This is a genomic window from Pseudomonas sp. S2_F03 (assembly GCF_054668335.1).
On sequence record NZ_CP162759.1, the window covers coordinates 1,381,877 to 1,403,708 of the forward strand.

Below are 21,832 nucleotides of genomic sequence, written 5' to 3' on the forward strand. Positions count from 1 at the left end.
GTCCACCAAATACGGACGCTAAAGCGGTCAATGCGACCAACCCCCTCTATCTCCCAAAAGTTTCCATAATCGTTGCGTCTGTGGCCAAGAAAACTTTAGACGCCTTGATGGTTTCCCAGATTCGCTGCTCTTCGTAAGTGAGCAGCGTAGGCAGGTGATAGCACGTATTAATGAATCTTTCGCTTTCATCGGTCGACCAGACTTCGGTGATGACACTGGAAAGCGACCAAGTGCTTGTCTCTTTTCCATAGAAAAAAGGTACATCCAAATCGAACGCAATTTCTTCGATTGCCGCTTCCACCACTCCCGTAATGGATTGCCGACGAATACGCGAGATCATCTCGATCATCATCTTAACCTTAGGGTCAAGACGTAACGTCAAGGTCTCTGTCTTCCGTGCGCCTTGGCTGGGCTTGTTCTTAGCCATCTCGTCAACACCTGTCAATTTACGCCTAAATCGAATCCTACCTTTTGCGTCCGGCGAAGTCCATGCGTTCATATTCAGCTTCTGATTGCAGTTGACGTACAGCAAATACAGCAATAGGCTTCTCACATCGCCCGATCAATCTCGATGGGCATTTGGAGAAACCTATGGAACAAGCACACCAAATCGCCCCCCTCTCAGTGAGCGTCGAAGATGCAGCAAGGATCGTCGGCTATTCCCGGTCGGGCGTATATGAACTGATTGCGTCCGGGGACTTGAAGGCCTTCAAGCTTGGTCGGCGCCGTCTGATTTTGATGACGGAGCTCAAGGCCTGGATCGAGCGCGCAGCAAAGGACGGCGCGCGGTGAAGTGCAAAAAGAATAAGGATGACGTATTGCGCAGGGCTGCGCAGAAGATTGCCAAGGCGGTGTTCGAGCACCGCCTTAGCGAAAACACACTGGATAGCACCAACGTGAAGGGCAAACTATGACACGCCATTCTTCGACTGAGCAAGACCGCAAGATGATCGAAGCGCTGCGAACCGGGCCGGTATCAACCATCGAGGCCGCCAAAGAACTGGATATCGTCCAGCCGCCAAACACGATCCGGCGCCTCAGGAAAAGGGGTTTCGAGATCCGCACCTACTGGACCTATCAGTCAACGGAGCCAGGCCGCCCCCCTCACCGGGTGGCCAAGTACATCCTGATGCGCGAAGCCTCCTAAAAGCCATTACTCGCAGGACCAACTCAATTGTGAGGTGGTCTTTGCGCCTGTTTGCGAGCGTTTAATGGCAACCAGAAACGCCAAAGCCAAGAAATCAAAAACACCACCGTTCGCCATGATTCAAAGGCGAATGATCCAGTCGGTGGGATTTCGCGCGCTCGGACCATGGTCACGCGCCGTCATCCTTGAGTTACTAGCGCAATACAACGGGCAGAACAATGGCGACCTGTCAGCGACCAGGTCAATGGCAAAGGAATGGGGAATTGGGTCAGCTCACACCCTGCAGCGAGCGCTGGAAGAGCTGGAGTCAGGCGGTTGGATCATGCTCAGTCGCACCAGTGTATTCGGTCGTCAGGGCGCACGTTGCGCGCTTTACGCGCTGTCATGGCTTCCTATCGATGAATGCCCAGGGAAATACCTCGAATTGCTACCAACACGCACGCCGCCAAAGCCACTGCCCACCCTTCTCGATTCGAATTCTATCGGTGCATAAACTGCACTAAGACTGGTGCACTTTCTGCACACAGTGGCAATTCTGTGTGTACCGTTCAGTCCCGATCAGTTTTAAACATGATCCATCGTGTGCAGAAAGTGCACCGTAATCGGGTTTTTACCTGTGCAGAAAGTGCACACCCTTTTAGATATATACCAACCATACCGGCCAGTCTTGGATGTTGCATTGAGGTGAGGCGGGGGTATTCGCAGGCGGGGGCACTGCCGTGGATTAACGGAAAAGGCACCACCCTGTTGCGGGGTAGTGCCTTGGTTACTACGAAACTTTCGTGGTTTGTCAGTCATCGAGGCCAGGGCGCTTGCCTACTTCTCCCCATGCAGAGCCAACGTGCCGGTGGCGCCAGCAGTAATTGCCGCTAAACGTTTGGATTTGTTCTAGGTGTCGCGCGATGTCGCACGCCAGCTCGTTGTCGTACCCACCCATTGCAGGGATCACGAAAGTTAACAATATCTTCGACAACCTGTCGTGTTCTAAGCGGGCGAAGTTCATCGAGCACATATCGCGCCCATCGAGGACGGCTGTCTCCGAAACAACTTGGCCTTCGATGTGCTCAGGCTCTATTACCATCAGTTCGCGGCTCATTGCACACCCCCCGCACTGATACCGCTGAATGGAGCGGAGAAAGGAACAACCTTCACGCTGATGGCGCCCAGCATTTTAAGCGGGGCCAGGTCGTTCAATTTGATGCTGGCGGGCAGCACCATGGTGCCGATGATTTCCCCACGCGCATCGAGGATTTGGATGGTATTCTGATTAAATTGCATGACGTGTACCTTCAAGTTTCGTCGTGTGATCGCCATCCCGGTGTTCGCGCACCGGGTTGGCACCTCTTCTGTGATGGCCCATTTCTGGACCATCGATCAATCGGCTAAATTTTCAGCCGATCGACATACGGGATTTCCCCGCATCTACTGCTTACCCTTCTCGCTGATCCAGCCTGCTGCCCAGCTCAAGGGGTCTTTCGACGCCATCGGCTTGAGTGGCTTGCCATCCCGCGCAGCCTGCTTGCCTTCCTCCAGCGTCTCCGAGTGAATCCAGAGCGTTTGTTGCTTGAATCCAGCTTCGCGCTGTCGCTCCCTGAACTCCCGCTGCCGCTCGGTCGTGGTCTTCGTCTTCTTGTTGTCTGTCATGCTTACCTCGTTACCCGTAACGTGGAGCAATAGCGATCCTTCGTTACGGGTAACGCAATAGGGGTATGCAAAATAATTTCAGGTCGAAGATGCGCGGTTTTCTGCTCACATCTGGATTTGAGATCCGGAAGTGGTCGGATCGAGGAGGACACTCGATTGCGAATGCTAACGTCGCAGGCTCGGGCTAGTATCTGCCCGGGGGATCTACCCCTACTTGGAGAAGGAATTCGAAATGACGAAGCTGTTCGAAAAGCGGTTCTCTGAACTCGCGGAGCAATTGGAGGCAGTCGCGGCGGCCAAGACAAGTGCGGCCAGCCCGATTACAGGGGCAGCCTCGATATACGTCGACCAAAATGCGCTGCTCAACTGGAAGGTCAAAGCAAAAACGCTTCTTATCAACACATGCGGGGAATCATCGCAACAACTGACCAGTTTCATTGCTGCTGAGAAATCCCCCGGCTTCTCAACCAACTACGACATTCTGAAACAACTCAGGGCGGTTTTTCTTGCAGTTAAGGAGGATTTCGAGGGAGGGCATCTAAATTCGCTTCGAAACCTGGTGCAAGCCGAAGTATTCACAAGCGAGCTCGAGCAAGCCGAAGAGCTCCTTAAGTCGGGTTACGCAACAGCAGCAGCAGTCATTGCTGGAGTTGTTCTGGAAACGACTTTGCGCGATCGGTGCTCCACCCATAAGCTAGAGCACGGTAGCCTCAACAAAATGAACGATGACCTGGCCAAGGCCGGCGCATACAACGCCAGTCAGAAAAAGCGAATCACCGCTTTGGCCGCAATCCGCAATAGCGCCGCCCATGGCAAGCCGGAGGAATTCACGGTCGCGGATGTGAGGGGCATGATTGATGACGTCGAGCGTTTCCTCGCGGCGACTCTTCAGTGATCAACAATGCATGGAGATGTGCTCAAAGCTGAGCACATCGGGTGCTTGGGAGAGATGTGAGCAGAATTCCGCGCATCTCACCAATACACTCAGTTTTGAGTACATCTCCCTTGCTCAGGTAAAAGCCCTGCGATACTCCGCTCCGACAGTGGAATATCGCGATGTGTGACGATTTGGTCTCTGTGAGACGGCTTGGTCTCACTGATAGGCTAAGTTTTCAGCCGATTCCTCCGACGGGTAACGCTCCCACCGTTACTTAACCGTTATCTAACGTTAGCCGTCCAAATAGATGTGCTCAAAACTGAGCATATCTGCACTCGGTAACCAGTAGTGGGAAGAGATAGTCCTCCGGATCGGTTGGCGTATAGGAGCCTTAAATGATCAAAGAGTTTACAGCGCGCGGCGAGATTTATGAGATTGAGATCGACGAGGACACGCATAGGATATATGTGGGAAAAGCCGGTAAGCGTGTCGGCACGATCGACATTGATGAGCGGGAGGACGGCTTTTCGGGCGAAGTCTACTTCTACATTTGCCACTTAGCGCTCGACGCTTGCAAGGGCCAGGGCATTGGCCAGGCTTGCCTTGAATACCACAACGAAATTTACGGAGGTCCGTTAACCGCAGCCATGCCGAACAGTGGAGAGCTACTCGACGGAAGTCACCTCACGGGTGACGGCGTACCTTTCATAGCACGAATGCGCGCGAAGGGAATTGTCGCACCTGTTGATAGTTGGCGGGATGAGTAGGCCTACCCTGACAGCAGGCCGGAACAGGTGTGATCGCGGGTATTCTCCTACTGGGGAATGATCCGTCCAAATCTGGACACATCACCCTAATCAGACTTTGGGTTGATACGCCGAAAGCTCGGAGCATCTTCTGCCGGCGATCTCCGACTTGCGTACATTTGCCACATGGACTTCAAATCCGAGTGGCCAGATTCAGCATGATCATCCTGACAGGCCCAATTCAATTGTGATCATGGCTCACATTTGAGCCATGGGGCCGCGAAACGCTACCCCATTCAATTCTGTCAGTCTGACAGAATTGAGCAGGATCAATCACTTGCCCGAAATTGTCCCTTTCCGCGACACGTTTTCGTTATTCGCAAAACGTGTCGCGACACCTGCCATACCGAAATGGGAGGTCAGGTCTTCCCCATCCCGCTCCCTCCATTCTCCGAAGCGCTCCAGTAATTACCCGACCTCAAATTGAGGATGGACTGAGCTGAAAACCCAGCCCTGTATCACTTTGCCTGCCTGCTACTTACTGCAACGAAAACCCCCTTCTCGATCCCCTCCAAACCAACTATTTCAGTCCCGTTAAGTCCCGTTCCGTGTAGCACCTTAGGTGCACCCTAAAAGCACTGGATATAAGCTCAGATCAGCCCTAATGTGAGTCTTGTACGGCTTCCAGCAGCTAATCGAGGACAGATCATGTCGATCACCAACAAGCCCCGCGGCCACCAGGCCAAACCAACCCGCGCCGAAGTCAAAGCCGCCTGGGGGCGCCTACGCGCCGCGGCGGATCAGGGCAGTGTTCAGGCAAGTGCTCTGCTTATCGCGCTCGTTGAAAACCGCCCCCTGATCGCCACCACCGAAACCCTTACCGCATAGGTGAAACCCATGGCCAAAGCCATCGAAGACATGAATTACGCGCTCGACCTGCTTCAGAAAGTCGACGCCACTCTCGACCAATACAGCGTCGATCCTCAATTGAAAAGCGCCCGCTCCCACGTGGCCACTGTTGCAGGCGCGATCAAGAAGCGCATCCGTGTGGAGAGCGGCGACGAGGTTTACGGAAACTCGATCCAATGAAAAACAGCGTCGAAGAAATCCGCGAAATCGTGCGTCAGCGCGCCGGAGTTCTCGGCGTTCGGATTGATCCAGTTCCAACAGGCGGTTATCGCCTTCACGGCCGGAATGGCTATGTCGACTTTCGCGTCATGGACTTGGCCGATGTCGATGTGAAAGACCTTGCGCCACGGCGCTGGGACTGACCCTCACCAGGAGAATTTCGTAATGGCAGTTAAACAACTTCGAGCAACCATCGGCGGCCGCGAGCGCATTATTGGACTTTGGCCAACCCGCGAGGACGGGCCATTCAAGGACCTGTTCTCGATTGCTCGCGAGGCTCGGAACCACGTCGAGGGCTTGAGCATCGCGACCCAGAACATCAACAACGACGGCCGTCTTTCGGAACAAGCGAAAAAGCAAGACGCCCGCGCCACTGCCAAGGATCGTTTGTACTTCCTTGGGCAACTGCAGCGCAATTTCGAAGTGTTCAAGGGGCACGTCGACGAGCGCGCCAGCAAGATGACGGCGGTGAAGTCCTATCGCGACAGCGATCCGGCCGCAGTACACATCGACATCGCGCTGGCGGCCCAGCTCCGCGCTATGGGGCCCGCCGAACGAAATGCCATTCTCTTGATGGGGACGGAGAAAGCGTACACCGACGCGGCTCTGCGGCTGCCAAGGGAGCTAACAGGCATAAGTGGCGAATGGTACGCACGCATCGTCAAGGAGGCGGTGGCGCGATCTAATCCACGCGAGGCTGATGAGTTGGAGGACCTCTACCAGGCCGTCAATGCTGCGCAGGAAACACTTCAGCACGCATTCGAGATCATCGGTAAGGACGCAGGAATTACCCTTGATGAGCGTGTCGAGATGGCCGGCGAGGGCGCCAAGGAGCTTGTGAAGGGCCCCGCTGAGTCGACTATTGAGCGTATTCAAGATCGGTTGGCGCGCGCTCAAGAAGAGGCAGACGCCGAGGACGAAGCGCTCAAAAAGCAAATCCATGGCAGCACCGCCGCACAGGAGCTGTAACCATTGGCTAAGCCGTCGCCACTCCCTGAGGCGATACCGGAGCGAGTCGCTGGCGGGAGGTTCGCCCCCGGCCATTCTGGCAACCCAGGCGGGCGTTCCGGACAGACCCAAGCCATTCGCGCGCAACTTGCCGCCGGCGCTGATGCTGTCACTCGAAAGGTTCTGGCGGCGGCCAAGAAGGGCGATATGCAGGCCTGCCGCCTGATCCTTGAACGCCTGGTGCCGCCGATCAAGCCGACCTCCGAGCCCGTGCAATTCGAATTTGACGATACCGACCTGCCCAGCGCCGCGCGCTCAATCATGCGCGCCGTCGCTGGCGGGCAGCTCGCACCCGATCAGGGTAAGTCACTCATCGAGGGCCTGGGCGCCGTGGCCCGGGTGATCGAGGTCGTAGAGCTGCAGAAGGCCGTCGAAGAGCTTCGTCAACAGATGGAGGGAATGCAGCGATGAGCCTCAAAGCACTTCGGTCTGAAATCAAACGCATTGCAGAGAAGGTCGGCGCCGACGAAGAGATGGTGGTGCTGATCGTCCTGGCGATCGTGAATTGCAGCAAGACGCCGATGGACTTGCCGGAAACCGTCGGCCACGTCGTCGATTACCGCATTTCCGGGGTGAGCGTTCCTCTGTACTTCCCGTTGAGTGAGATGAGCAGCGCCGAGGCCGAGGAGATGGCGAAGTCGATGATCTGCCACGTCATCAGCACAGAGCGCAGTGGTATGCGCCCCCAGGTCGGCGTGATGGATATGCGCCCCTTTCCCCCGGTTAATGCCTGGATGTTCCAGCGACCGCCTGAGGGGGTCGCCCTGGCCGACTACGTGGCCGACCAGCACCAGCAGATCATGGAGACCCGCGATGAACGTCCGTAGCGAGCTCGCAAAGTTGCGCCAGCAGGCCGGCCAAGCCCGTACCGATAGTGACGTGAAGGCAATTAGCGACCTCATGGACGAATTGAGCGCAGCGGCGGCAGGCGGCGGTGAAACACGCCCGCAACCGTCTCTCCAGGATGCTTTCGACGAAGCCCTCTCACCGACTACCTGGAGTAACGATCAATGACCTACCAAGAGCGCTTCGCCGAGGCGTGCAAGACAACTCAGTTTCAATCACATCACATGGCCAAAGGCCCGGAGTCTGGATACCTGGCGTGGGATGTCCAGCACGTTCGCGACGGCCAGAAGGTGACCATCGACGGCCCATATCTCACCGAAGAAGAGGCCCGTGTCTCAGCTGACTTGCTCAGAGGAACGTTCCGCGGCGCCAGGGCGTACCAGGGGATCTATGACCGGATATGGAACTACGACCCTAAGCGGGAGCAACTGCAACACGATCAGGCGTTGATGTCGCGAAACCTGTTGGCTATCCGCTTGGGCGTAACTGTGCCCACTCCCAGCCCCACGTAAATATTATTGAGGTGTAGAAATGAGCGATATCGTCAAACGACCCATGACCCGCATTCTCCTATCAGGCAGCCTGGCTCAAAAATTTGGCCGTAAGATCGATCGACTGCTGGAAACCGGAACAACCATCGAGGCTTTTAGTGCGCTGAAACACACTTTGCCGGGATTCGAGGACTTCATCCGGGACTCAGCCCGCAAGGGTCTTCGTTACGCCATATTCCGTAATCGCGAAAATGTAGGCGAATCTGAGTTTACGTTGAGCGGCACAACTGAGATCCGCATTGTTCCGGTCATTGCGGGCAGCAAAAATGGTGGCCTGTTTCAGACAGTCGTAGGCGTTGCGCTAATCGTCGTCGGCGCCCTTGCCTCGGCAACTCCATTCGGTGCTCCTTTAATCGCGATGGGCATCTCGTTAGCTATCGGCGGCGTGATGCAAATGCTCTCGCCGGTCCCAAAAGCCCCCGGCCAGCAAGAACAAGCCACGACCGAAAATAAGCCCAGCTACCTGTTCAACGGCGCAGCCAATTCGACCCAACAAGGCCTACCGGTCCCCATCGTCTACGGGCAGATGCTGGTTGGCTCCAGCGTTGTTGCGGTTGGAACATGGGCAGAGGCGATTCCGGCATGAGCGAAGTTCTGCAATGACTCGGGGCCAGTGATACATTCGCCTTTTCCCTAGGAGAGTTAAGCCATGCAAAGGATTATTGCGGCGGGGCTGGTAGCACTGGCTTTGGGTGGCTGTGCGACGTCACCGATGCCGGTTTCAAAAGCGAAGCCGGTTCCCTCTGACGAGGTCTATGGATTCAAAAACGCTGCCTCGAAAGACTCGGGAAGCCTAACGGTTTTCAGGGATGACGGATTTGTCGGATCGGGTTGCGACATCATGCTGTACATCGATGGGCAGCGCGCAGCCAAGATCGGACCAGGCGAGAAGGCATCCTTCAATCTACCCGAAGGCACTGTAAATCTCGGCACCGGGCTTGCTGAATCAGGTTTATGTTCGGGCGCGGCAATCAAAACAGTCGCGGCCAACGTCAAGCCTGGGAAGGAATCCATCTATCGAATCAATGGGGATATGCAAGGCTTCTATCTGGGCCCATACGTTGACTACGCTAAGTAACCTCGGGCTTTCGCCCATATCCCTGATCGTCCACCGTGTCGAAAACTACACAGTTTGTTGAAACCTACACTGCGTGGGGCTTTCAACACTTTGCTTACTCACTTAGGTTTGACCGCCTTCAATATTTCGACGAGATTTTTGATGTGCTCTGGATCAAGTGGGCTGCTGACTGTATGCGGTTCGGTGGTTCGACCAAAATAGCTTGAGGTAAGCCCAGTACGAATGGCGACCTTGCTTTCCTCTGGCAGAAGCTCAATGAACGGCCCGATAGAAGCAAGTTCCAACTCTGTCTGCCTAGCTCTATCGGCATTGGTGCGATGGCGAGCAGATTCCCGCGCGGTGTATATCGCCGGCGACGTTATGACGATGGCGTAGAACAAGCGAATGAGTACCGATATCGCAGTATCTTGCGAAAATGGCTCGTGCCAAAACTTGATAAATGTAGCGATCGCAATTGCGATGCCCGCTCCGAAATTATGACGGTTGCCCATCGCCAGAAGTTTGCACTCTCACCTTCCGTGTTAGCGATTCGCTGGTAGTTTCCCGTCACCCCAATATTACCGACTACCTGCACGATACGTGCGGCGTCATCCCGAAATGCCCCCAGCTTTGCAAGAGTATCTTTGGCTACGGATACCTCGAGATCCATTTCCTCTTTGTGCAATCTCTGCTGCTCAGCAAGTGCTGTGTCAAAGGCAAGTTGCCGAGCACCTTCGGCCTGAGTGAACATTTGCTCCAGCTTGGCTACCGTAGCGGCACTTTCAGCTCGCTCGCGGGCGGCTGCCTCGGCGGCATCCTCGAGCCTTTTTGCAAGGGCGTCACTCTTCTCGGAGACAACCTCCAGATTTTTCGCAAGCTGATCTCGCTGCCCGGACAACTCTCGAATAACTGATTGCGAAAAGTCGGACTGTGACTTCAGTAGAGCAGGAAATGTACTTTCGGCCACAAAGGGTAGCGGCGGCGTAAATGCCCAAAACTGAGACATCACATTCTGCTCTAACTGCGACGCGGCATTAGTCAGGTGTCCCCCATTGCCGTTCGCAAGAAAATTCGCCATTTCTGCAAGAGGCGCTTGCAGGTTCGCATTGATTGCAGACATCCCAGGGACGCTAGCGAGCACCGCCGGCGTTTCCTCCAGGAGATCCTTTAGCGTTTGGAGAATGGCAAATATTTTATCGCGCGCGAAGGCAAACGACTCATTTTCTGCGAGCGCCTCAGACGAAAACTCCGGCATTTTCCGCATACCCAACATTTGTTGCACGGTGGCGCGGATAGGATTTTCTTGGTAGGCGGAAGTCGTCATCGGCGGCACTGTCCCTTTTTGTTGGTTTCAATCACTTGATCGCTGAAGCTACTGTTTCGCCACCATCCTGTCTATGGAGCAAATGGGTATGCCTGAGCTGATACACGCAAATTTGCGTTTATTTGCCCTTTTCGCTTGATAAGTAACACTCAAAGTGCAACAGTGTTAGTGAGACACCTTAACTGATACGGGACGCACATCATGTTCATCCGCGCATACCTCAGAGCATCGACCGAAGAGCAGGACGCCGGCCGCGCCCGGGTATCACTCGAGCAATTCACCACCGACCACAACAAGGTCATTGCGAGCGTGTACCTGGAGAACGCCAGCGGAGCCACGGCAGACCGCCCTGAGCTGCTGCGCCTGCTCAAAGATGCGCGCAAGGGTGACGTGCTGCTGGTGGAGTCGATAGATCGGCTCTCCCGCTTACCGGTGGAGGACTGGCAGAAGCTCAAGGCTGCTATCGACTCCAAGGGCTTGCGCATCGTCGCGCTCGATCTGCCAACCAGCCACCAGGGAATGCAGGACACCAAGGGTGACGAGTTCACTGGCCGGATGCTGGGGGCGATCAACTCAATGCTGGTGGAAATGATGGCCGCGATCGCGCGGAAGGATTATGAGCAGCGCCGCGAGCGCCAGGCTCAGGGTATCGAGAAGGCTAAAGCTGCTGGCAAGTACCAAGGCCGACCGGTCGACTCCGATCTGCACAGGCGCGTTAAAGAGTTACTTAAGGCTGGGCTGGGGATCCGAGCCACTGCCCGGCACGCTGACTGCTCAACCACGACAGTACTAAGAGTCAGGGATATGAGTTGACGATGGTTCGCGGGGTTTAAATGTCAGCAACCCACGCGGCGCCGACTAATTACTGACCACGGAGGGACCTCGCATTTCAGCTTCTTAGAGCGAGGCGCACCGAACATAGTCCCCATATCACCCATCATCCGGTTGATAAGGGCGGATTGCGACCCTTTGCCAATTGCGTCCCACCAATCTGGCGAAATATGCACATTCTCAAAATTTTCAAATAGGAAGGCGACCATCCTCGACGATAGATCGTGGTCGCTTATACGCTCCAGGCTTTCAATCACTGGAATGCAGACTGGATCATCCTCCGACAGCCACGTGAAGACGATTTGACCACTCGCCCCGCCGTAGAACGAAGTGACGCTAAGCATATGAGGGGTTATGGTGATGTCCACCATATCCTGCAGTTGGGTCTTATCGAAGTCATATTCAGGAGCAAACGAACCGCTGCACATTACCGGTGGAGGACCTTCAATCTCGACAATGTAGGATCGGACTGAAGAGTAGTCATCATTCAAAAGAGGAGCCTCAAAACGCGGCTTGTGATGATTGATGTCTCTCAGGGCGGCATCCAGACCAAGACCGTGTGTGAAGCTAAACATTTGGATAGACATTTGGATATCTTGCGATCTGCCTCGATCCAAATCCTTGTGCAACTTAGATGTCTTCGCTGCCGCTCGCTTCGTATAAATCTCTCTAGCGTACGCACGATAAGCCAGCAGGAAGCATTGCTTCTGGCTTCCCGTGAATGCTTCCTTCTCGACAGGACCGAACAACCCGTCATCATGTACCGAGCAGAATCCGGAGAATGTGGATGCTTTGCCAACCCCTACTAGTTCAGGGTAAAGCATCCCATTATGTTTATTTAGATTTTCAAAGGATGGTACGAATGTTAGGACGTGCCCATCTCGAGCAATTTTGTTCAAACTTCCGGATCTAGGGACCGTATGAGCAGCCACGATCTTGCCGGAGCAGCTACCTAACATTGCATCTGGGGCAGAGCACAGCTTTACAGAAAAGTCTTTTCGAACCGTTGCGCTGACATCCCACGGATTCACACGCGGCTCTTGCTCACGCCCCAGGTGGCAATGCTTATATTTTTTGCCTGACCCACAAAAACATTGCTCGTTTCTACCGTACTTCACAAAGCCTCCTTGCCTGCCAGCTAGCATCATTACGAAAAAAGCCCCGCAGGGTAATTTCCTAGCGGGGCTTTCTGTGCCTGTTGCTGCCACCCTGCTGTCACAAGGCAAATGACAATTTCGGCTGACGGCTTGAAAGGCTTGATTTATATGGTGTCCCAGGGCAGGTTCGAACTGCCAACCTTCCCCTTAGGAGGGGGATGCTCTATCCAATTGAGCTACTGGGACACAAGTCGCACGCATTGCGGTGCGATGGAGGGCCTGCATGTTAACGGGCAGGCCTGCGTTTGTCATGTCGTCCGTAGGGCTTTTTAACTGTAGGCAGACGCCCGCATGAGGGTGGGTTCGTTTACCGTGCAAATTGCATCCTCTCAAAATGCCATCATTGCAATTTGCAACGCAGGCCGTTTTCAAAGATAAGTTAATTCTTTGTTTTTAAAGGATTTAATAGCCGTTAAACTCCTGGCACGCGGGCTGCTTCAGCTGTTCTCAAGAATGTTCTCCAGAACAGCTGAGGTGAGCCTCATGAACCGCGCCCTTTACTCTCGAATGCAATCGCTCTTGCAGTCCTGGCGGGTTTTCATTTTGCCCCCCGAGAGCAGTGCGACGCAGGTTGCTCAGCGCATGCCGCATTACCTGCAACTGCAAAAAGCCCCGCAGTTAGCGGTCATGAATGATCAGCACGGTTTTATTCGCCAGGATGCGAGCCAGGAAGGTACACCCGTGTCGCAGGCTTCAGAACGCTTTGTATTTTGAATCATCCCTATCAGGAGCACAGCATGTCCAAATCAGCTGCAGGATTTTTGATCCTTGCCTTACTGAGCGGCATTCTTCATCTGGCAATGGTTCAGGAATCGGTGGTCACCCTGCCCCTGATTGCCTGCGGCGTTTTTGGTGGCTTATTTGTGCTGGCATTGATTGCCGGTCGAAAAATCAAATTCGATCCGGTTCTGCGTTGAGTGTCAGTAGATGCAGCAGGTTGGCAACGGTGACAGAGAGCTCCCCGGAATTATCCAGTCGATGGACCTGCGTATTATCGAGTAAATCGTTAGCGGCGAATTGTTCATTGCGCCGCAGTCTCGCTTCGATCTCATCAAGACTCTCGCGGCCACGCCGCACCAGGCGCTCGCGCAACACTTCAACCTTTACGGTCAACACTACCGGCAACAGCGCGGGATAGCGTTGTAGCGCCTCGGCAAAATGACCGCGAGAACCGTTGATCAGTACGTGACGACCGCCCTTGAGCCAATCATTAATCTGAATCGGAATGCCATAACCCAGGCCATTGGCATGCCACGACAAGGCAAAGTCCCCTGCGTCTTTGCGACGCTCGAATTCTTCGCGGGATACGCCGATGGCATCCTCACCCACAGACTCGGCCGAGCGTGTGATGACCCGACGCACCACTTCGCAGTTCATCGAGCGCAACGGTATTCGAGCCGCTTCAATGAGGCTGTCTTTGCCGGATCCGGAAGGCCCCATCAGATAAATCAGCCTGCCATCCATCCTGAATCATCCCCCACGACACTTGAGCCCCTAGTAAATCGGCAATTTGCCACTATTCTGTATTAGACAAGGATCAAGGATCGAATCCTTATAGCATGCACCTTCAGGCGTTTTCGGACATCACCTGCGGAGGCAAAGGATGCATTCAGCGATGCGGCGCTGGGCAAATTTTTCCAACCAGTCCGCATTTCTGAAAATGGGTGCTGGCAGAACGCCTTTACCCAGATCAATATTTGTCACAGAATTGACGCCAATGATCTGGCTGCTTTGAGGCATGATGCGCGCCTCTATCAATTCAGGTTGAACATTTGGCCATAACGCTTGTCCTACCAGACATCCTGCGGCCAATCCCGAGAACCGCTCCCCTGAACTAACCGGTTAAATATATGCGCCCATTGAAACAGGCAATTTATTCCAGCCGTACGGCTGACAAGTTCGTCGTACGTCTGCCAGACGGAATGCGTGAACGCATTGCCGAGGTGGCTCGCAATCATCATCGCAGCATGAACTCCGAAATCATTGCGCGCCTTGAGCAGAGCCTTATTCAGGAAGGCGCACTGGGCGAAGAATTGAGCATGCGCCTGGACAGCCCCGAACTGTCATTGCACGAACGCGAGTTACTGCAACGCTTTCGTCAACTCTCTCACCGCCAACAAAACGCTCTCGTGTCGCTGATTGCCCACGACGCCGAATTGGCCGCCGACGCTTCCTGATTCATCCCGAAAGCTCAAGCCAGCATAATTGCTGGCTTTTTTTTGCCTGAAATCTGGCAATAAAAAACCCGCCGGGTTGGGCGGGTTTTCAAAAGCGTACACGTCAGAGCAGAAAGATCGTCGCCAGCCCGAGGAAGATGAAGAATCCGCCGCTGTCGGTCATGGCAGTAATCATTACACTCGCGCCCATCGCCGGGTCGCGCCCAAGTCGCGCCAGGGTCATTGGAATCAAAACCCCCATCAATGCTGCCAGCAACAGATTGAGCGTCATGGCGGCAGTCATGACCACGCCAAGGGACCAACTGCCGTAAAGCATATAGGCCACTGCCCCAATCACCCCGCCCCAGACCAGGCCATTGATCAAACCGACCGCCAGCTCCTTGCGCATCAGTCGCGAGGTATTGCCGGTACTGACCTGATCCAGGGCCATGGCCCGCACGATCATGGTGATGGTCTGGTTACCGGAGTTGCCACCGATACCGGCGACGATCGGCATCAGTGCCGCCAGCGCGACCAGTTTTTCGATGGAGCCTTCAAACAGGCCAATTACCCGGGAAGCAATAAACGCAGTAATCAGGTTCACCGCCAGCCAGGCCCAACGGTTACGCAGGGATTTCCAGACTGACGCAAAATGTCTTCTTCTTCGCGCAGACCCGCCATGTTGAGAACTTCGTTTTCGCTCTCTTCACGAATCAGGTCGACCATTTCGTCGATGGTCAGACGGCCGATCAGCTTGCCGTTCTTGTCGACCACGGGGGCAGAGATCAAGTCATAACGTTCAAACGCCTGAGCAGCGTCGTAGGCGTCCTCGTCCGGGTGAAAACTCACCGGATCGCTGGCCATGACTTCCGAAACCTGTTTTTCCGGATCGTTGACCAGCAAACGCTTGATCGGCAGCACACCCTTGAGCACGCCGTCATAGTCGACCACAAACAATTTGTCGGTATGACTCGGCAGCTCCTTGAGACGGCGCAGGTAACGCAGGACCACTTCGAGACTGACATCCTCACGGATGGTCACCATCTCGAAGTCCATCAGTGCACCGACCTGCTCCTCGTCATAGGACAACGCGGAGCGAACGCGCTCACGCTGTTGGCCGTCGAGGGTTTCCATCAGCTCGTGGACGACGTCTCGCGGCAGCTCGGAAGCCAGGTCAGCAAGTTCGTCGGCGTCCATGTCCTTGGCCGCCGCCAGGAGCTCGTGATCGTCCATGTCGGCGATCAGGGTTTCACGGACCGAGTCGGATACTTCGAGCAGGATGTCGCCGTCACGATCCGCCTTGACCAGCTGCCAAAGCGTCAGACGATCGTCCAGCGGCAGTGCTTCAAGGATGTAGGCGACGTCGGCGGAGTGCAGATCATCGAGCTTGCGTTGCAGCTCGACGAGATTCTGCCGGTGAACCAGGTTCTCGACCCGGTCGTGGTGCGGACCTTCCTGGCGATGAGTCAGGTCTTCGACAACCCGCTGACGCTGCAACAGCTCAACAACTTGAGCGAGGCGGTCCTGCAGGCTTTCTTGCGTTTTCTTTACTTCAACTTCGGACATAGGCGAACTCCACTCCCAGCAGCGGGGCACGCCGGAAGGATCAATCAGTCAATTCATGATTGGTAAAACGGGGTATTGAGTAACTACTGGGTAAGTCCATGGATGTATTCCACAAGCCCCGGCGGGGCTGACGGGCGCAATGATACACCGCCCAACGGTTTTAAACGTTAAAAAATCGTGGCTGAAACAAGCGCTTGCAAGCCAAACCTGAGCGCCACCTTATCTATCAAACTGCGACGACTCATTCTGAAAAGAAAACACACCGCTCTCAAAAAATGTAGCAGCTACCCTTGATATCGACCGTCATGGAGGACGCCAAATGTCACCTTATTCCTACTATTTTTTGCTGAGCGCGCTGCTTTGCCTGTCGCCTTGGTTGCATGCGGCGGCTGTCCACCGGTGCGAGGCACCCAACGGGCACCTGACCTTCACCACCATGAGCTGCACGGACGCAGAGAGTCTGTCAGTGCAGGAGGTGCGTCCCTTCACCCCCGGTAGCGTGATGGCGCTCATGCCGAACGCCGACAGCACTGAAAAATCAGGCAGGAATAGCAAAAGCAGAGCGCCGACCATTGTGGGTCAAGCCGAGGACAAATGTGGAAATCTGATCGACGCCAGAAAACGGCGCGAAGCGATCATCAATCAACGAGTCGTTGCCGGCATGAGCCAACAGGATGTCGAGAGCGCTCTCGGCAAGCCAGACAAGATCAGTATCAGGAATTCATCAACGAGTTACCGTTACGACACCAAGCGAGGTCGCAGCGCACATGTCGAGTTCGACGAGAAAGGATGTACGAAAGGAAAAGCCAAATCCCAGACGGCAAAAAGCCCGCATTAAATGCGGGCTTTCTGTTGTATGGTGCACTCGACAGGATTCGAACCTGTGACCGCTCGGTTCGTAGCCGAGTACTCTATCCAGCTGAGCTACGAGTGCATTTGTGTTTTTAGACCAGATCACAACTGGTTGAAGCCAAGTCATTCACATTGCTGCAGATGACTCTTAAATGGTGCACTCGACAGGATTCGAACCTGTGACCGCTCGGTTCGTAGCCGAGTACTCTATCCAGCTGAGCTACGAGTGCATTTGTTGCCGCGCATTATAGGCCGTTGAATCTTTTTGTAAAGCGCTTTTTTCTAGTAATTTCAACAACTTACCGAAGAAGCCAGATTACAACGTACTACGCAAATAATGGCGGAGAACGGGGGATTCGAACCCCCGACACCCTTTTGAGGTGTACTCCCTTAGCAGGGGAGCGCCTTCGGCCACTCGGCCAGCTCTCCGCAACACGGGGCGTATCTTAACCAACCTTTTCCCCGTTTGCAAACATAAAAAACGATAAAAATTAATGGCTTGGTTCTTCGTCCTTCTCTTTCTTTATACGCAGGTAAATTTCCTCACGGTGCACAGCAACCTCTTTCGGGGCGTTCACACCGATACGCACTTGATTTCCTTTGACGCCGAGCACGGTCACGGTGATTTCGCCATCACCAATAATCAGGCTTTCTGCGCACCGACGGGTCAGAATCAGCATACCTTTCTCCTAACGCATTTCATTTCAGGGACAACAGTCTGCAAAAAAAGGCACTCGACCCACAACCAGAATGATCGCAGCCCTACATGCCTGAGTATTGACCAGCGCGAGCAAAAGAACAGTTCCAGGTCGCGCTACTCAAAAAAAAACGAAGGGCGCGGTCAGACCGCGCCCTTCGTCAAACGCATCACTCGCCCTGACGGGCTGGCGCGTCCAGTTCGAAAGCCGTGTGCAGAGCGCGCACAGCCAGTTCCAGGTACTTCTCTTCGATCACAACGGAGACTTTGATTTCCGAGGTCGAGATCATCTGGATATTGATGCTTTCTTTCGCCAGCGATTCGAACATGCGGCTGGCCACGCCTGCGTGCGAACGCATGCCAACGCCCACGATCGACACCTTGGCGATCTTGGTGTCACCCACGACTTCACGGGCACCCAGTTCGCTAGCAGTTTTTTCCAGCACGGTTTGCGCCGCCTGGTAGTCGTTGCGGTGCACAGTGAAGGTGAAGTCGGTGGTGTTATCGTGCGCAACGTTCTGCACGATCATGTCGACCTCAATGTTCGCGGCACTGATCGGGCCGAGAATCTTGAATGCAACGCCCGGGATGTCTGGCACGCCACGGATGGTCAGCTTGGCTTCATCGCGGTTGAAAGCGATACCGGAAATGATCGGCTGTTCCATGGTTTCCTCTTCATCAATAGTAATGAGGGTGCCCGGACCCTCCTTGAAGCTGTGCAGAACGCGCAGCGGAACGTTGTACTTGCCGGCGAACTCGACCGCACGGATCTGCAAAACCTTGGAACCGAGGCTGGCCATTTCCAGCATCTCTTCGAAGGTAATCTTTTCCAGGCGCTGGGCCACGGACACCACGCGCGGGTCAGTGGTGTAGACACCATCGACATCGGTGTAGATCTGGCATTCATCAGCCTTCAAGGCTGCTGCCAGCGCCACGCCGGTGGTATCGGAACCGCCACGACCGAGGGTGGTGATGTTGCCGTGCTCGTCGACGCCCTGGAAACCGGCGACAACCACCACGCGACCGGCCTTCAGGTCGCCGCGAATCTTCTGGTCATCAATCTGCAAGATACGCGCTTTATTGTGCGCGCTATCGGTCAGAATCCGTACCTGATTGCCGGTGTACGACACCGCTGGCACGCCACGCTTCATCAGCGCCATGGCCAACAGCGCAATCGTCACCTGCTCACCGGTGGAGACAATCACATCCAGTTCACGCGGAACCGGTTGGTCATCACCACTGATTTGCTTGGCCAGATCGATCAGACGGTTGGTTTCGCCGCTCATTGCAGACAGCACAACCACCAGGTCATCGCCGGCATCGCGGAATTTCTTAACCTTGTCGGCGACCTGCTCGATTCTCTCGACAGTGCCGACCGAGGTGCCTCCAAATTTCTGTACGATCAAAGCCATTTCAAAGCCGCCTCTGCCCATGAAGGGCGCCCAAATAATCACTCAAACAGCGTTCTGGCCCACCACTAGACCGCGGGCCAGACACACTGCCTTATAAACCCTGCTCTACAAATGGAACGGTCAGGGCCAATGCTGCATCCAGTGCGCCAGCGTCTGTACCGCCGCCCTGCGCCATGTCTGGACGACCACCGCCCTTCCCGCCCACTGCCGCAGCGGCTTGCTTCATCAAATCACCGGCTTTGAGTTGGCCAGTCAGGTCTTTGGTTACGCCTGCAACCAGAACGACCTTTTCCTCATGGACACTGCCGAGCAGGATCACTGCGCGGCCGAGTTTGTTTTTCAGTTGATCGACCAGCGCCAGCAGCGCTTTGCCGTCCTGACCGTCCAGACGCACGGCCAACACCTTCACGCCTTTGACGTCCAGTGCAGAGGCCGACAGATCGTCGCCCGCCGCGCTGGCAGCCTTGGCCTGCAACTGCTCGAGTTGCTTCTCCAGCAGACGGTTGCGCTCCAGCACAGCCGACAGCTTGTCGATCAGGTTGTCGCGGCTACCCTTGACCAGGTTCGCCGCTTCCTTGAGTTGTTCTTCAGCCGCGTTCAAGTAGGCCAGTGCCGCAGCACCAGTGACTGCCTCGATACGACGTACGCCCGATGCCACACCGCCTTCGCTGATGATTTTCAGCAGGCCGATGTCGCCGGTACGGTTTGCATGGATACCGCCGCACAGCTCGACGGAGAAATCGCCACCCATGCTCAGTACACGCACGTTGTCGCCGTACTTCTCGCCGAACAGCGCCATGGCGCCCTTCTTCTTGGCGGTTTCGATGTCGGTTTCTTCGGTTTCAACGGCGGAGTTCTTGCGAATCTCGGCGTTGACAATGTCTTCCAGCGCTTTCAACTGCTCAGGCTTGATCGCTTCGAAGTGACTGAAGTCAAAGCGCAGGCGCTGACTGTCGACCAACGAGCCTTTTTGCTGAACGTGATCGCCCAGCACCTGACGCAATGCCGCGTGCAGCAAGTGGGTCGCCGAGTGGTTCAGCGAAGTGGCGTGACGCACGTCAGCCTCAACGTGGGCTTCCACGGGAGCGCCGATGATCAGGCTGCCGCTTGCCAGCACGCCGTGGTGCAGGAACGCTCCGCCGGTCTTGGTGGTGTCACGCACGTCGAAACGCGAAGCGCCGGCTTGCAGATAACCACAGTCGCCGATCTGGCCGCCGGATTCGGCGTAGAACGGCGTCTTGTCGAGAACGATCACGCCCTCGTCGCCTTCGCTCAATACGTCGACCGACTGGCCGTCCTTGTACAGGGCAACGATTTTTGCCGAACCGCTGGTATCGGTGTAGCCAGTGAATTCGGTGGCCACGTCAACCTTGACCAGGGTGTTGTAGTCCAGGCCGAACGAGCTGGCCGAACGCGCACGCACGCGCTGGGCTTCCATCTCGCGCTCGAATCCGGCTTCGTCGATAGTCAGCTCTCGCTCACGGGCAATGTCGGCGGTCAGGTCCATTGGGAAACCGTAGGTGTCATACAGCTTGAACACCACGTCGCCCGGCACCACAGTGCCTTTGAGTTCGGCCAGATCCTGCTCGAGAATCTTCAAGCCGTGTTCCAGGGTCTTGGAGAACTGCTCTTCCTCGGCCTTGAGCACGCGCTCAATGTTGGTCTGTTGCTGCTTGAGTTCCGGGAAGGCTTCGCCCATCTCGGCCACCAGCGCCGCGACGATCTTGTAGAAGAAGCTACCGGTTGCGCCCAGCTTGTTACCGTGACGGCAGGCGCGACGAATGATCCGGCGCAGTACATAACCGCGACCTTCGTTGGACGGCAGAACGCCGTCGGCGATCAGGAAGCCGCACGAACGGATGTGGTCGGAAACCACTTTCAGCGAAGACTGATCGCCATTTTCGCAGCCGATCGCATCGGCCGACGCGCTCAGCAGGTTCTTGAACAGGTCGATTTCGTAGTTGGAATTTACGTGCTGCATTACCGCACTGATCCGCTCCAGGCCCATGCCGGTGTCGACCGACGGCGCTGGCAGCGGATGCAATACGCCATCGGCGGTGCGGTTGAACTGCATGAATACGTTGTTCCAGATCTCGATGTAGCGGTCACCGTCTTCTTCCGGCGAGCCCGGTGGGCCGCCCCAGATGTGGTCGCCGTGATCGTAGAAAATCTCGGTGCATGGGCCACACGGGCCAGTATCGCCCATGGTCCAGAAGTTGTCGGAGGCGTAAGGCGCGCCCTTGTTGTCGCCGATGCGAATCATGCGCTCGACCGGCACACCGATTTCTTTGGTCCAGATGTCATACGCTTCGTCGTCCGAGGCATAGACGGTGACCCAGAGTTTTTCCTTCGGCAGCTTCAAAACGCCGGTCAGGAAAGTCCAGGCGAAGGTAATCGCGTCGTGCTTGAAATAGTCACCGAAGCTGAAGTTACCGAGCATTTCGAAGAATGTGTGGTGACGAGCGGTATAACCGACGTTTTCCAGGTCGCTGTTCTTGCCGCCGGCGCGTACGCATTTCTGGCTGCTGGTGGCGCGGGTGTACGCGCGTTTTTCCTGGCCCAGGAAGCAGTCCTTGAACTGGTTCATCCCCGCGTTAGTGAACAGCAGGGTTGGGTCGTTGCCCGGAATCAAAGAGCTGGAGGCTACACGGGTGTGGCCTTGCTCTTCGAAGAAGCGAAGGAAGGCTTCACGGATTTCTGCGCTTTTCATTAGGTTCTTCCACGGAGGCTGCGGCCAAAGGCCTGTTCGAAACGTCAACAGACGAAGCGACGGCAAAGGGCCGCATTATATCGGCCCTGCGCGCGGGGTACAGCGTGTTTATACGATAGAAAC

Annotated in this window: 30 protein-coding genes, 4 tRNA genes and 3 pseudogenes; 20 read left to right on the forward strand and 17 right to left on the reverse strand. The window is 55.4% G+C overall.

Features of this window, described 5'->3' with window-relative positions; translation table 11 throughout:
* Positions 1–46: 46 nt before the first annotated feature.
* On the reverse strand, positions 47–427 hold the full coding sequence (locus AB4N76_RS06610; RefSeq protein WP_460164281.1) for a hypothetical protein: 381 nt from the start codon (positions 425–427) through the stop codon (positions 47–49).
* Positions 428–591: 164 nt separating this feature from the next.
* Between AB4N76_RS06610 and AB4N76_RS06615 the strand changes: the two genes are divergently transcribed.
* The 3 genes from AB4N76_RS06615 (at position 592) to AB4N76_RS06625 (ending at position 1,640) form a co-directional block, all read left to right on the forward strand.
* Positions 592–792 carry a helix-turn-helix domain-containing protein gene (locus AB4N76_RS06615; protein WP_046042354.1) on the forward strand — a complete coding sequence of 67 codons (201 nt, stop codon included), beginning with the start codon at positions 592–594 and terminating at the stop codon, positions 790–792.
* 154 nt (positions 793–946) lie between these two features.
* Positions 947–1,147 (forward strand): helix-turn-helix domain-containing protein, encoded by a 201-nt coding sequence (locus AB4N76_RS06620; protein WP_460164282.1) that lies wholly within the window; start codon positions 947–949, stop codon positions 1,145–1,147.
* A gap of 64 nt (positions 1,148–1,211) precedes the next feature.
* Entirely contained in the window at positions 1,212–1,640 is a 429-nt protein-coding gene (locus AB4N76_RS06625) for a hypothetical protein (RefSeq protein WP_460164283.1), read from the forward strand.
* 297 nt (positions 1,641–1,937) lie between these two features.
* On the opposite strand, the gene AB4N76_RS06630 is transcribed toward AB4N76_RS06625, so the two are convergent.
* The 3 genes from AB4N76_RS06630 to AB4N76_RS06640 all read right to left on the reverse strand — a co-directional run bounded on the left by AB4N76_RS06630 (position 1,938) and on the right by AB4N76_RS06640 (position 2,791).
* Positions 1,938–2,243 (reverse strand): hypothetical protein, encoded by a 306-nt coding sequence (locus AB4N76_RS06630; protein WP_460164284.1) that lies wholly within the window; start codon positions 2,241–2,243, stop codon positions 1,938–1,940.
* A complete protein-coding gene (locus AB4N76_RS06635; protein WP_460164285.1) occupies positions 2,240–2,425 on the reverse strand; it encodes a hypothetical protein in 186 nt (61 codons plus the stop codon). Before AB4N76_RS06635 ends, AB4N76_RS06630 begins: the two co-directional genes overlap by 4 nt.
* Before the next feature lie 144 nt (positions 2,426–2,569).
* On the reverse strand, positions 2,570–2,791 hold the full coding sequence (locus AB4N76_RS06640) for a hypothetical protein (protein ID WP_460164286.1): 222 nt from the start codon (positions 2,789–2,791) through the stop codon (positions 2,570–2,572).
* A gap of 232 nt (positions 2,792–3,023) precedes the next feature.
* Between AB4N76_RS06640 and AB4N76_RS06645 the strand changes: the two genes are divergently transcribed.
* The 12 genes from AB4N76_RS06645 (at position 3,024) to AB4N76_RS06700 (ending at position 9,025) form a co-directional block, all read left to right on the forward strand.
* Positions 3,024–3,686 carry a DUF4145 domain-containing protein gene (locus AB4N76_RS06645; protein ID WP_460164287.1) on the forward strand — a complete coding sequence of 221 codons (663 nt, stop codon included), beginning with the start codon at positions 3,024–3,026 and terminating at the stop codon, positions 3,684–3,686.
* Positions 3,687–4,063: 377 nt separating this feature from the next.
* Positions 4,064–4,435, forward strand: a complete 372-nt coding sequence (locus AB4N76_RS06650) for a hypothetical protein (protein ID WP_460164288.1) — start codon at positions 4,064–4,066, stop codon at positions 4,433–4,435.
* Between the two features lie 687 nt (positions 4,436–5,122).
* Entirely contained in the window at positions 5,123–5,302 is a 180-nt protein-coding gene (locus AB4N76_RS06655) for a hypothetical protein (RefSeq protein WP_460164289.1), read from the forward strand.
* Between the two features lie 9 nt (positions 5,303–5,311).
* On the forward strand, positions 5,312–5,503 hold the full coding sequence (locus AB4N76_RS06660; RefSeq protein WP_460164290.1) for a hypothetical protein: 192 nt from the start codon (positions 5,312–5,314) through the stop codon (positions 5,501–5,503).
* Positions 5,500–5,685, forward strand: a complete 186-nt coding sequence (locus tag AB4N76_RS06665; RefSeq protein WP_460164291.1) for a hypothetical protein — start codon at positions 5,500–5,502, stop codon at positions 5,683–5,685. Before AB4N76_RS06660 ends, AB4N76_RS06665 begins: the two co-directional genes overlap by 4 nt.
* Positions 5,686–5,707: 22 nt before the next feature.
* Positions 5,708–6,511: a hypothetical protein gene (locus AB4N76_RS06670; RefSeq protein ID WP_460164292.1), complete on the forward strand. Its 804-nt coding sequence runs from the start codon at positions 5,708–5,710 to the stop codon at positions 6,509–6,511.
* Positions 6,512–6,514: 3 nt separating this feature from the next.
* Positions 6,515–6,961, forward strand: a complete 447-nt coding sequence (locus tag AB4N76_RS06675; RefSeq protein WP_460164293.1) for a DUF5681 domain-containing protein — start codon at positions 6,515–6,517, stop codon at positions 6,959–6,961.
* Positions 6,958–7,377 carry a hypothetical protein gene (locus AB4N76_RS06680; RefSeq protein WP_460164294.1) on the forward strand — a complete coding sequence of 140 codons (420 nt, stop codon included), beginning with the start codon at positions 6,958–6,960 and terminating at the stop codon, positions 7,375–7,377. Before AB4N76_RS06675 ends, AB4N76_RS06680 begins: the two co-directional genes overlap by 4 nt.
* Positions 7,364–7,564 (forward strand): hypothetical protein, encoded by a 201-nt coding sequence (locus AB4N76_RS06685; RefSeq protein WP_460164295.1) that lies wholly within the window; start codon positions 7,364–7,366, stop codon positions 7,562–7,564. The genes AB4N76_RS06680 and AB4N76_RS06685 overlap by 14 nt, the downstream gene beginning before the upstream one ends.
* Positions 7,561–7,908: a hypothetical protein gene (locus AB4N76_RS06690; protein WP_460164296.1), complete on the forward strand. Its 348-nt coding sequence runs from the start codon at positions 7,561–7,563 to the stop codon at positions 7,906–7,908. Before AB4N76_RS06685 ends, AB4N76_RS06690 begins: the two co-directional genes overlap by 4 nt.
* A gap of 19 nt (positions 7,909–7,927) precedes the next feature.
* The gene (locus AB4N76_RS06695; protein ID WP_460164297.1) at positions 7,928–8,533 is read left to right on the forward strand and encodes a tail assembly protein; all 606 of its coding nucleotides are present in this window, start codon (positions 7,928–7,930) and stop codon (positions 8,531–8,533) included.
* Positions 8,534–8,596: 63 nt separating this feature from the next.
* Entirely contained in the window at positions 8,597–9,025 is a 429-nt protein-coding gene (locus tag AB4N76_RS06700; RefSeq protein WP_460164298.1) for a hypothetical protein, read from the forward strand.
* A gap of 98 nt (positions 9,026–9,123) precedes the next feature.
* Here AB4N76_RS06700 and AB4N76_RS06705 read toward each other — a convergent pair whose 3' ends face one another.
* Positions 9,124–9,405: a hypothetical protein gene (locus tag AB4N76_RS06705; RefSeq protein ID WP_460164299.1), complete on the reverse strand. Its 282-nt coding sequence runs from the start codon at positions 9,403–9,405 to the stop codon at positions 9,124–9,126.
* Positions 9,384–10,328 carry a hypothetical protein gene (locus AB4N76_RS06710; RefSeq protein ID WP_460164300.1) on the reverse strand — a complete coding sequence of 315 codons (945 nt, stop codon included), beginning with the start codon at positions 10,326–10,328 and terminating at the stop codon, positions 9,384–9,386. Before AB4N76_RS06710 ends, AB4N76_RS06705 begins: the two co-directional genes overlap by 22 nt.
* A 201-nt stretch (positions 10,329–10,529) precedes the next feature.
* Between AB4N76_RS06710 and AB4N76_RS06715 the strand changes: the two genes are divergently transcribed.
* On the forward strand, positions 10,530–11,141 hold the full coding sequence (locus tag AB4N76_RS06715; protein WP_460164301.1) for a recombinase family protein: 612 nt from the start codon (positions 10,530–10,532) through the stop codon (positions 11,139–11,141).
* Between the two features lie 23 nt (positions 11,142–11,164).
* On the opposite strand, the gene AB4N76_RS06720 is transcribed toward AB4N76_RS06715, so the two are convergent.
* The 3 genes and pseudogenes from AB4N76_RS06720 to AB4N76_RS06730 form a co-directional block, all read right to left on the reverse strand.
* A complete protein-coding gene (locus AB4N76_RS06720; protein ID WP_460164678.1) occupies positions 11,165–12,190 on the reverse strand; it encodes a hypothetical protein in 1,026 nt (341 codons plus the stop codon).
* 45 nt (positions 12,191–12,235) lie between these two features.
* A pseudogene (locus tag AB4N76_RS06725) lies at positions 12,236–12,307 on the reverse strand (hypothetical protein); the annotation flags it as partial.
* Between the two features lie 118 nt (positions 12,308–12,425).
* Positions 12,426–12,502 (reverse strand) — tRNA-Arg (locus AB4N76_RS06730).
* 326 nt (positions 12,503–12,828) lie between these two features.
* Here AB4N76_RS06730 and AB4N76_RS06735 point away from each other — a divergent pair.
* Together AB4N76_RS06735 and AB4N76_RS06740 are read left to right on the forward strand one after the other, a co-directional pair.
* Positions 12,829–13,030, forward strand: a pseudogene (locus AB4N76_RS06735) (hypothetical protein).
* A 23-nt stretch (positions 13,031–13,053) separates the two neighbouring features.
* The gene (locus AB4N76_RS06740) at positions 13,054–13,233 is read left to right on the forward strand and encodes a PA3371 family protein (protein WP_046031543.1); all 180 of its coding nucleotides are present in this window, start codon (positions 13,054–13,056) and stop codon (positions 13,231–13,233) included.
* Here AB4N76_RS06740 and phnN read toward each other — a convergent pair.
* On the reverse strand, positions 13,208–13,780 hold the full coding sequence (gene phnN / locus AB4N76_RS06745; RefSeq protein ID WP_046031542.1) for a phosphonate metabolism protein/1,5-bisphosphokinase (PRPP-forming) PhnN: 573 nt from the start codon (positions 13,778–13,780) through the stop codon (positions 13,208–13,210). The genes AB4N76_RS06740 and phnN overlap by 26 nt on opposite strands.
* A gap of 386 nt (positions 13,781–14,166) precedes the next feature.
* Here phnN and AB4N76_RS06750 point away from each other — a divergent pair, with 386 nt between their 5' ends.
* Complete coding sequence (locus AB4N76_RS06750; RefSeq protein WP_028620557.1) at positions 14,167–14,493, forward strand: Arc family DNA-binding protein; 327 nt, start codon at positions 14,167–14,169, stop codon at positions 14,491–14,493.
* A 103-nt stretch (positions 14,494–14,596) separates the two neighbouring features.
* On the opposite strand, the pseudogene mgtE reads toward AB4N76_RS06750, so the two are convergent.
* Positions 14,597–16,038, reverse strand: a pseudogene (gene mgtE / locus AB4N76_RS06755) (magnesium transporter).
* Positions 16,039–16,357: 319 nt separating this feature from the next.
* Here mgtE and AB4N76_RS06760 point away from each other — a divergent pair.
* A complete protein-coding gene (locus AB4N76_RS06760) occupies positions 16,358–16,876 on the forward strand; it encodes a SmpA/OmlA family hypothetical protein (RefSeq protein WP_046031540.1) in 519 nt (172 codons plus the stop codon).
* Between the two features lie 19 nt (positions 16,877–16,895).
* Here AB4N76_RS06760 and AB4N76_RS06765 read toward each other — a convergent pair.
* The 6 genes from AB4N76_RS06765 to alaS all read right to left on the reverse strand — a co-directional run bounded on the left by AB4N76_RS06765 (position 16,896) and on the right by alaS (position 21,709).
* Positions 16,896–16,972, reverse strand: a tRNA-Arg gene (locus AB4N76_RS06765).
* A gap of 71 nt (positions 16,973–17,043) precedes the next feature.
* A tRNA-Arg gene (locus AB4N76_RS06770) sits at positions 17,044–17,120 on the reverse strand.
* Between the two features lie 108 nt (positions 17,121–17,228).
* Positions 17,229–17,319, reverse strand: a tRNA-Ser gene (locus AB4N76_RS06775).
* A 62-nt stretch (positions 17,320–17,381) separates the two neighbouring features.
* The gene (gene csrA / locus AB4N76_RS06780; RefSeq protein ID WP_002554426.1) at positions 17,382–17,570 is read right to left on the reverse strand and encodes a carbon storage regulator CsrA; all 189 of its coding nucleotides are present in this window, start codon (positions 17,568–17,570) and stop codon (positions 17,382–17,384) included.
* Between the two features lie 187 nt (positions 17,571–17,757).
* Positions 17,758–18,999 carry an aspartate kinase gene (locus tag AB4N76_RS06785; protein ID WP_046031539.1) on the reverse strand — a complete coding sequence of 414 codons (1,242 nt, stop codon included), beginning with the start codon at positions 18,997–18,999 and terminating at the stop codon, positions 17,758–17,760.
* Between the two features lie 91 nt (positions 19,000–19,090).
* Complete coding sequence (gene alaS / locus AB4N76_RS06790) at positions 19,091–21,709, reverse strand: alanine--tRNA ligase (protein ID WP_046031538.1); 2,619 nt, start codon at positions 21,707–21,709, stop codon at positions 19,091–19,093.
* Between the last annotated feature and the right edge of the window lie 123 nt (positions 21,710–21,832).

Bases quoted from the DNA above. Each gene is read 5' to 3' on its own strand.
- AB4N76_RS06610 (WP_460164281.1), bottom strand. From the start codon at position 427: ATGGCTAAGAACAAGCCCAGCCAAGGCGCACGGAAGACAGAGACCTTG.
- AB4N76_RS06615 (WP_046042354.1), top strand. From the start codon at position 592: ATGGAACAAGCACACCAAATCGCCCCCCTCTCAGTGAGCGTCGAAGAT.
- AB4N76_RS06620 (WP_460164282.1), top strand. From the start codon at position 947: ATGATCGAAGCGCTGCGAACCGGGCCGGTATCAACCATCGAGGCCGCC.
- AB4N76_RS06625 (WP_460164283.1), top strand. From the start codon at position 1,212: ATGGCAACCAGAAACGCCAAAGCCAAGAAATCAAAAACACCACCGTTC.
- AB4N76_RS06630 (WP_460164284.1), bottom strand. From the start codon at position 2,243: ATGAGCCGCGAACTGATGGTAATAGAGCCTGAGCACATCGAAGGCCAA.
- AB4N76_RS06635 (WP_460164285.1), bottom strand. From the start codon at position 2,425: ATGCAATTTAATCAGAATACCATCCAAATCCTCGATGCGCGTGGGGAA.
- AB4N76_RS06640 (WP_460164286.1), bottom strand. From the start codon at position 2,791: ATGACAGACAACAAGAAGACGAAGACCACGACCGAGCGGCAGCGGGAG.
- AB4N76_RS06645 (WP_460164287.1), top strand. From the start codon at position 3,024: ATGACGAAGCTGTTCGAAAAGCGGTTCTCTGAACTCGCGGAGCAATTG.
- AB4N76_RS06650 (WP_460164288.1), top strand. From the start codon at position 4,064: ATGATCAAAGAGTTTACAGCGCGCGGCGAGATTTATGAGATTGAGATC.
- AB4N76_RS06655 (WP_460164289.1), top strand. From the start codon at position 5,123: ATGTCGATCACCAACAAGCCCCGCGGCCACCAGGCCAAACCAACCCGC.
- AB4N76_RS06660 (WP_460164290.1), top strand. From the start codon at position 5,312: ATGGCCAAAGCCATCGAAGACATGAATTACGCGCTCGACCTGCTTCAG.
- AB4N76_RS06665 (WP_460164291.1), top strand. From the start codon at position 5,500: ATGAAAAACAGCGTCGAAGAAATCCGCGAAATCGTGCGTCAGCGCGCC.
- AB4N76_RS06670 (WP_460164292.1), top strand. From the start codon at position 5,708: ATGGCAGTTAAACAACTTCGAGCAACCATCGGCGGCCGCGAGCGCATT.
- AB4N76_RS06680 (WP_460164294.1), top strand. From the start codon at position 6,958: ATGAGCCTCAAAGCACTTCGGTCTGAAATCAAACGCATTGCAGAGAAG.
- AB4N76_RS06685 (WP_460164295.1), top strand. From the start codon at position 7,364: ATGAACGTCCGTAGCGAGCTCGCAAAGTTGCGCCAGCAGGCCGGCCAA.
- AB4N76_RS06690 (WP_460164296.1), top strand. From the start codon at position 7,561: ATGACCTACCAAGAGCGCTTCGCCGAGGCGTGCAAGACAACTCAGTTT.
- AB4N76_RS06695 (WP_460164297.1), top strand. From the start codon at position 7,928: ATGAGCGATATCGTCAAACGACCCATGACCCGCATTCTCCTATCAGGC.
- AB4N76_RS06700 (WP_460164298.1), top strand. From the start codon at position 8,597: ATGCAAAGGATTATTGCGGCGGGGCTGGTAGCACTGGCTTTGGGTGGC.
- AB4N76_RS06710 (WP_460164300.1), bottom strand. From the start codon at position 10,328: ATGACGACTTCCGCCTACCAAGAAAATCCTATCCGCGCCACCGTGCAA.
- AB4N76_RS06715 (WP_460164301.1), top strand. From the start codon at position 10,530: ATGTTCATCCGCGCATACCTCAGAGCATCGACCGAAGAGCAGGACGCC.
- AB4N76_RS06740 (WP_046031543.1), top strand. From the start codon at position 13,054: ATGTCCAAATCAGCTGCAGGATTTTTGATCCTTGCCTTACTGAGCGGC.
- phnN (WP_046031542.1), bottom strand. From the start codon at position 13,780: ATGGATGGCAGGCTGATTTATCTGATGGGGCCTTCCGGATCCGGCAAA.
- AB4N76_RS06750 (WP_028620557.1), top strand. From the start codon at position 14,167: ATGCGCCCATTGAAACAGGCAATTTATTCCAGCCGTACGGCTGACAAG.
- AB4N76_RS06760 (WP_046031540.1), top strand. From the start codon at position 16,358: ATGTCACCTTATTCCTACTATTTTTTGCTGAGCGCGCTGCTTTGCCTG.
- csrA (WP_002554426.1), bottom strand. From the start codon at position 17,570: ATGCTGATTCTGACCCGTCGGTGCGCAGAAAGCCTGATTATTGGTGAT.
- AB4N76_RS06785 (WP_046031539.1), bottom strand. From the start codon at position 18,999: ATGGCTTTGATCGTACAGAAATTTGGAGGCACCTCGGTCGGCACTGTC.
- alaS (WP_046031538.1), bottom strand. From the start codon at position 21,709: ATGAAAAGCGCAGAAATCCGTGAAGCCTTCCTTCGCTTCTTCGAAGAG.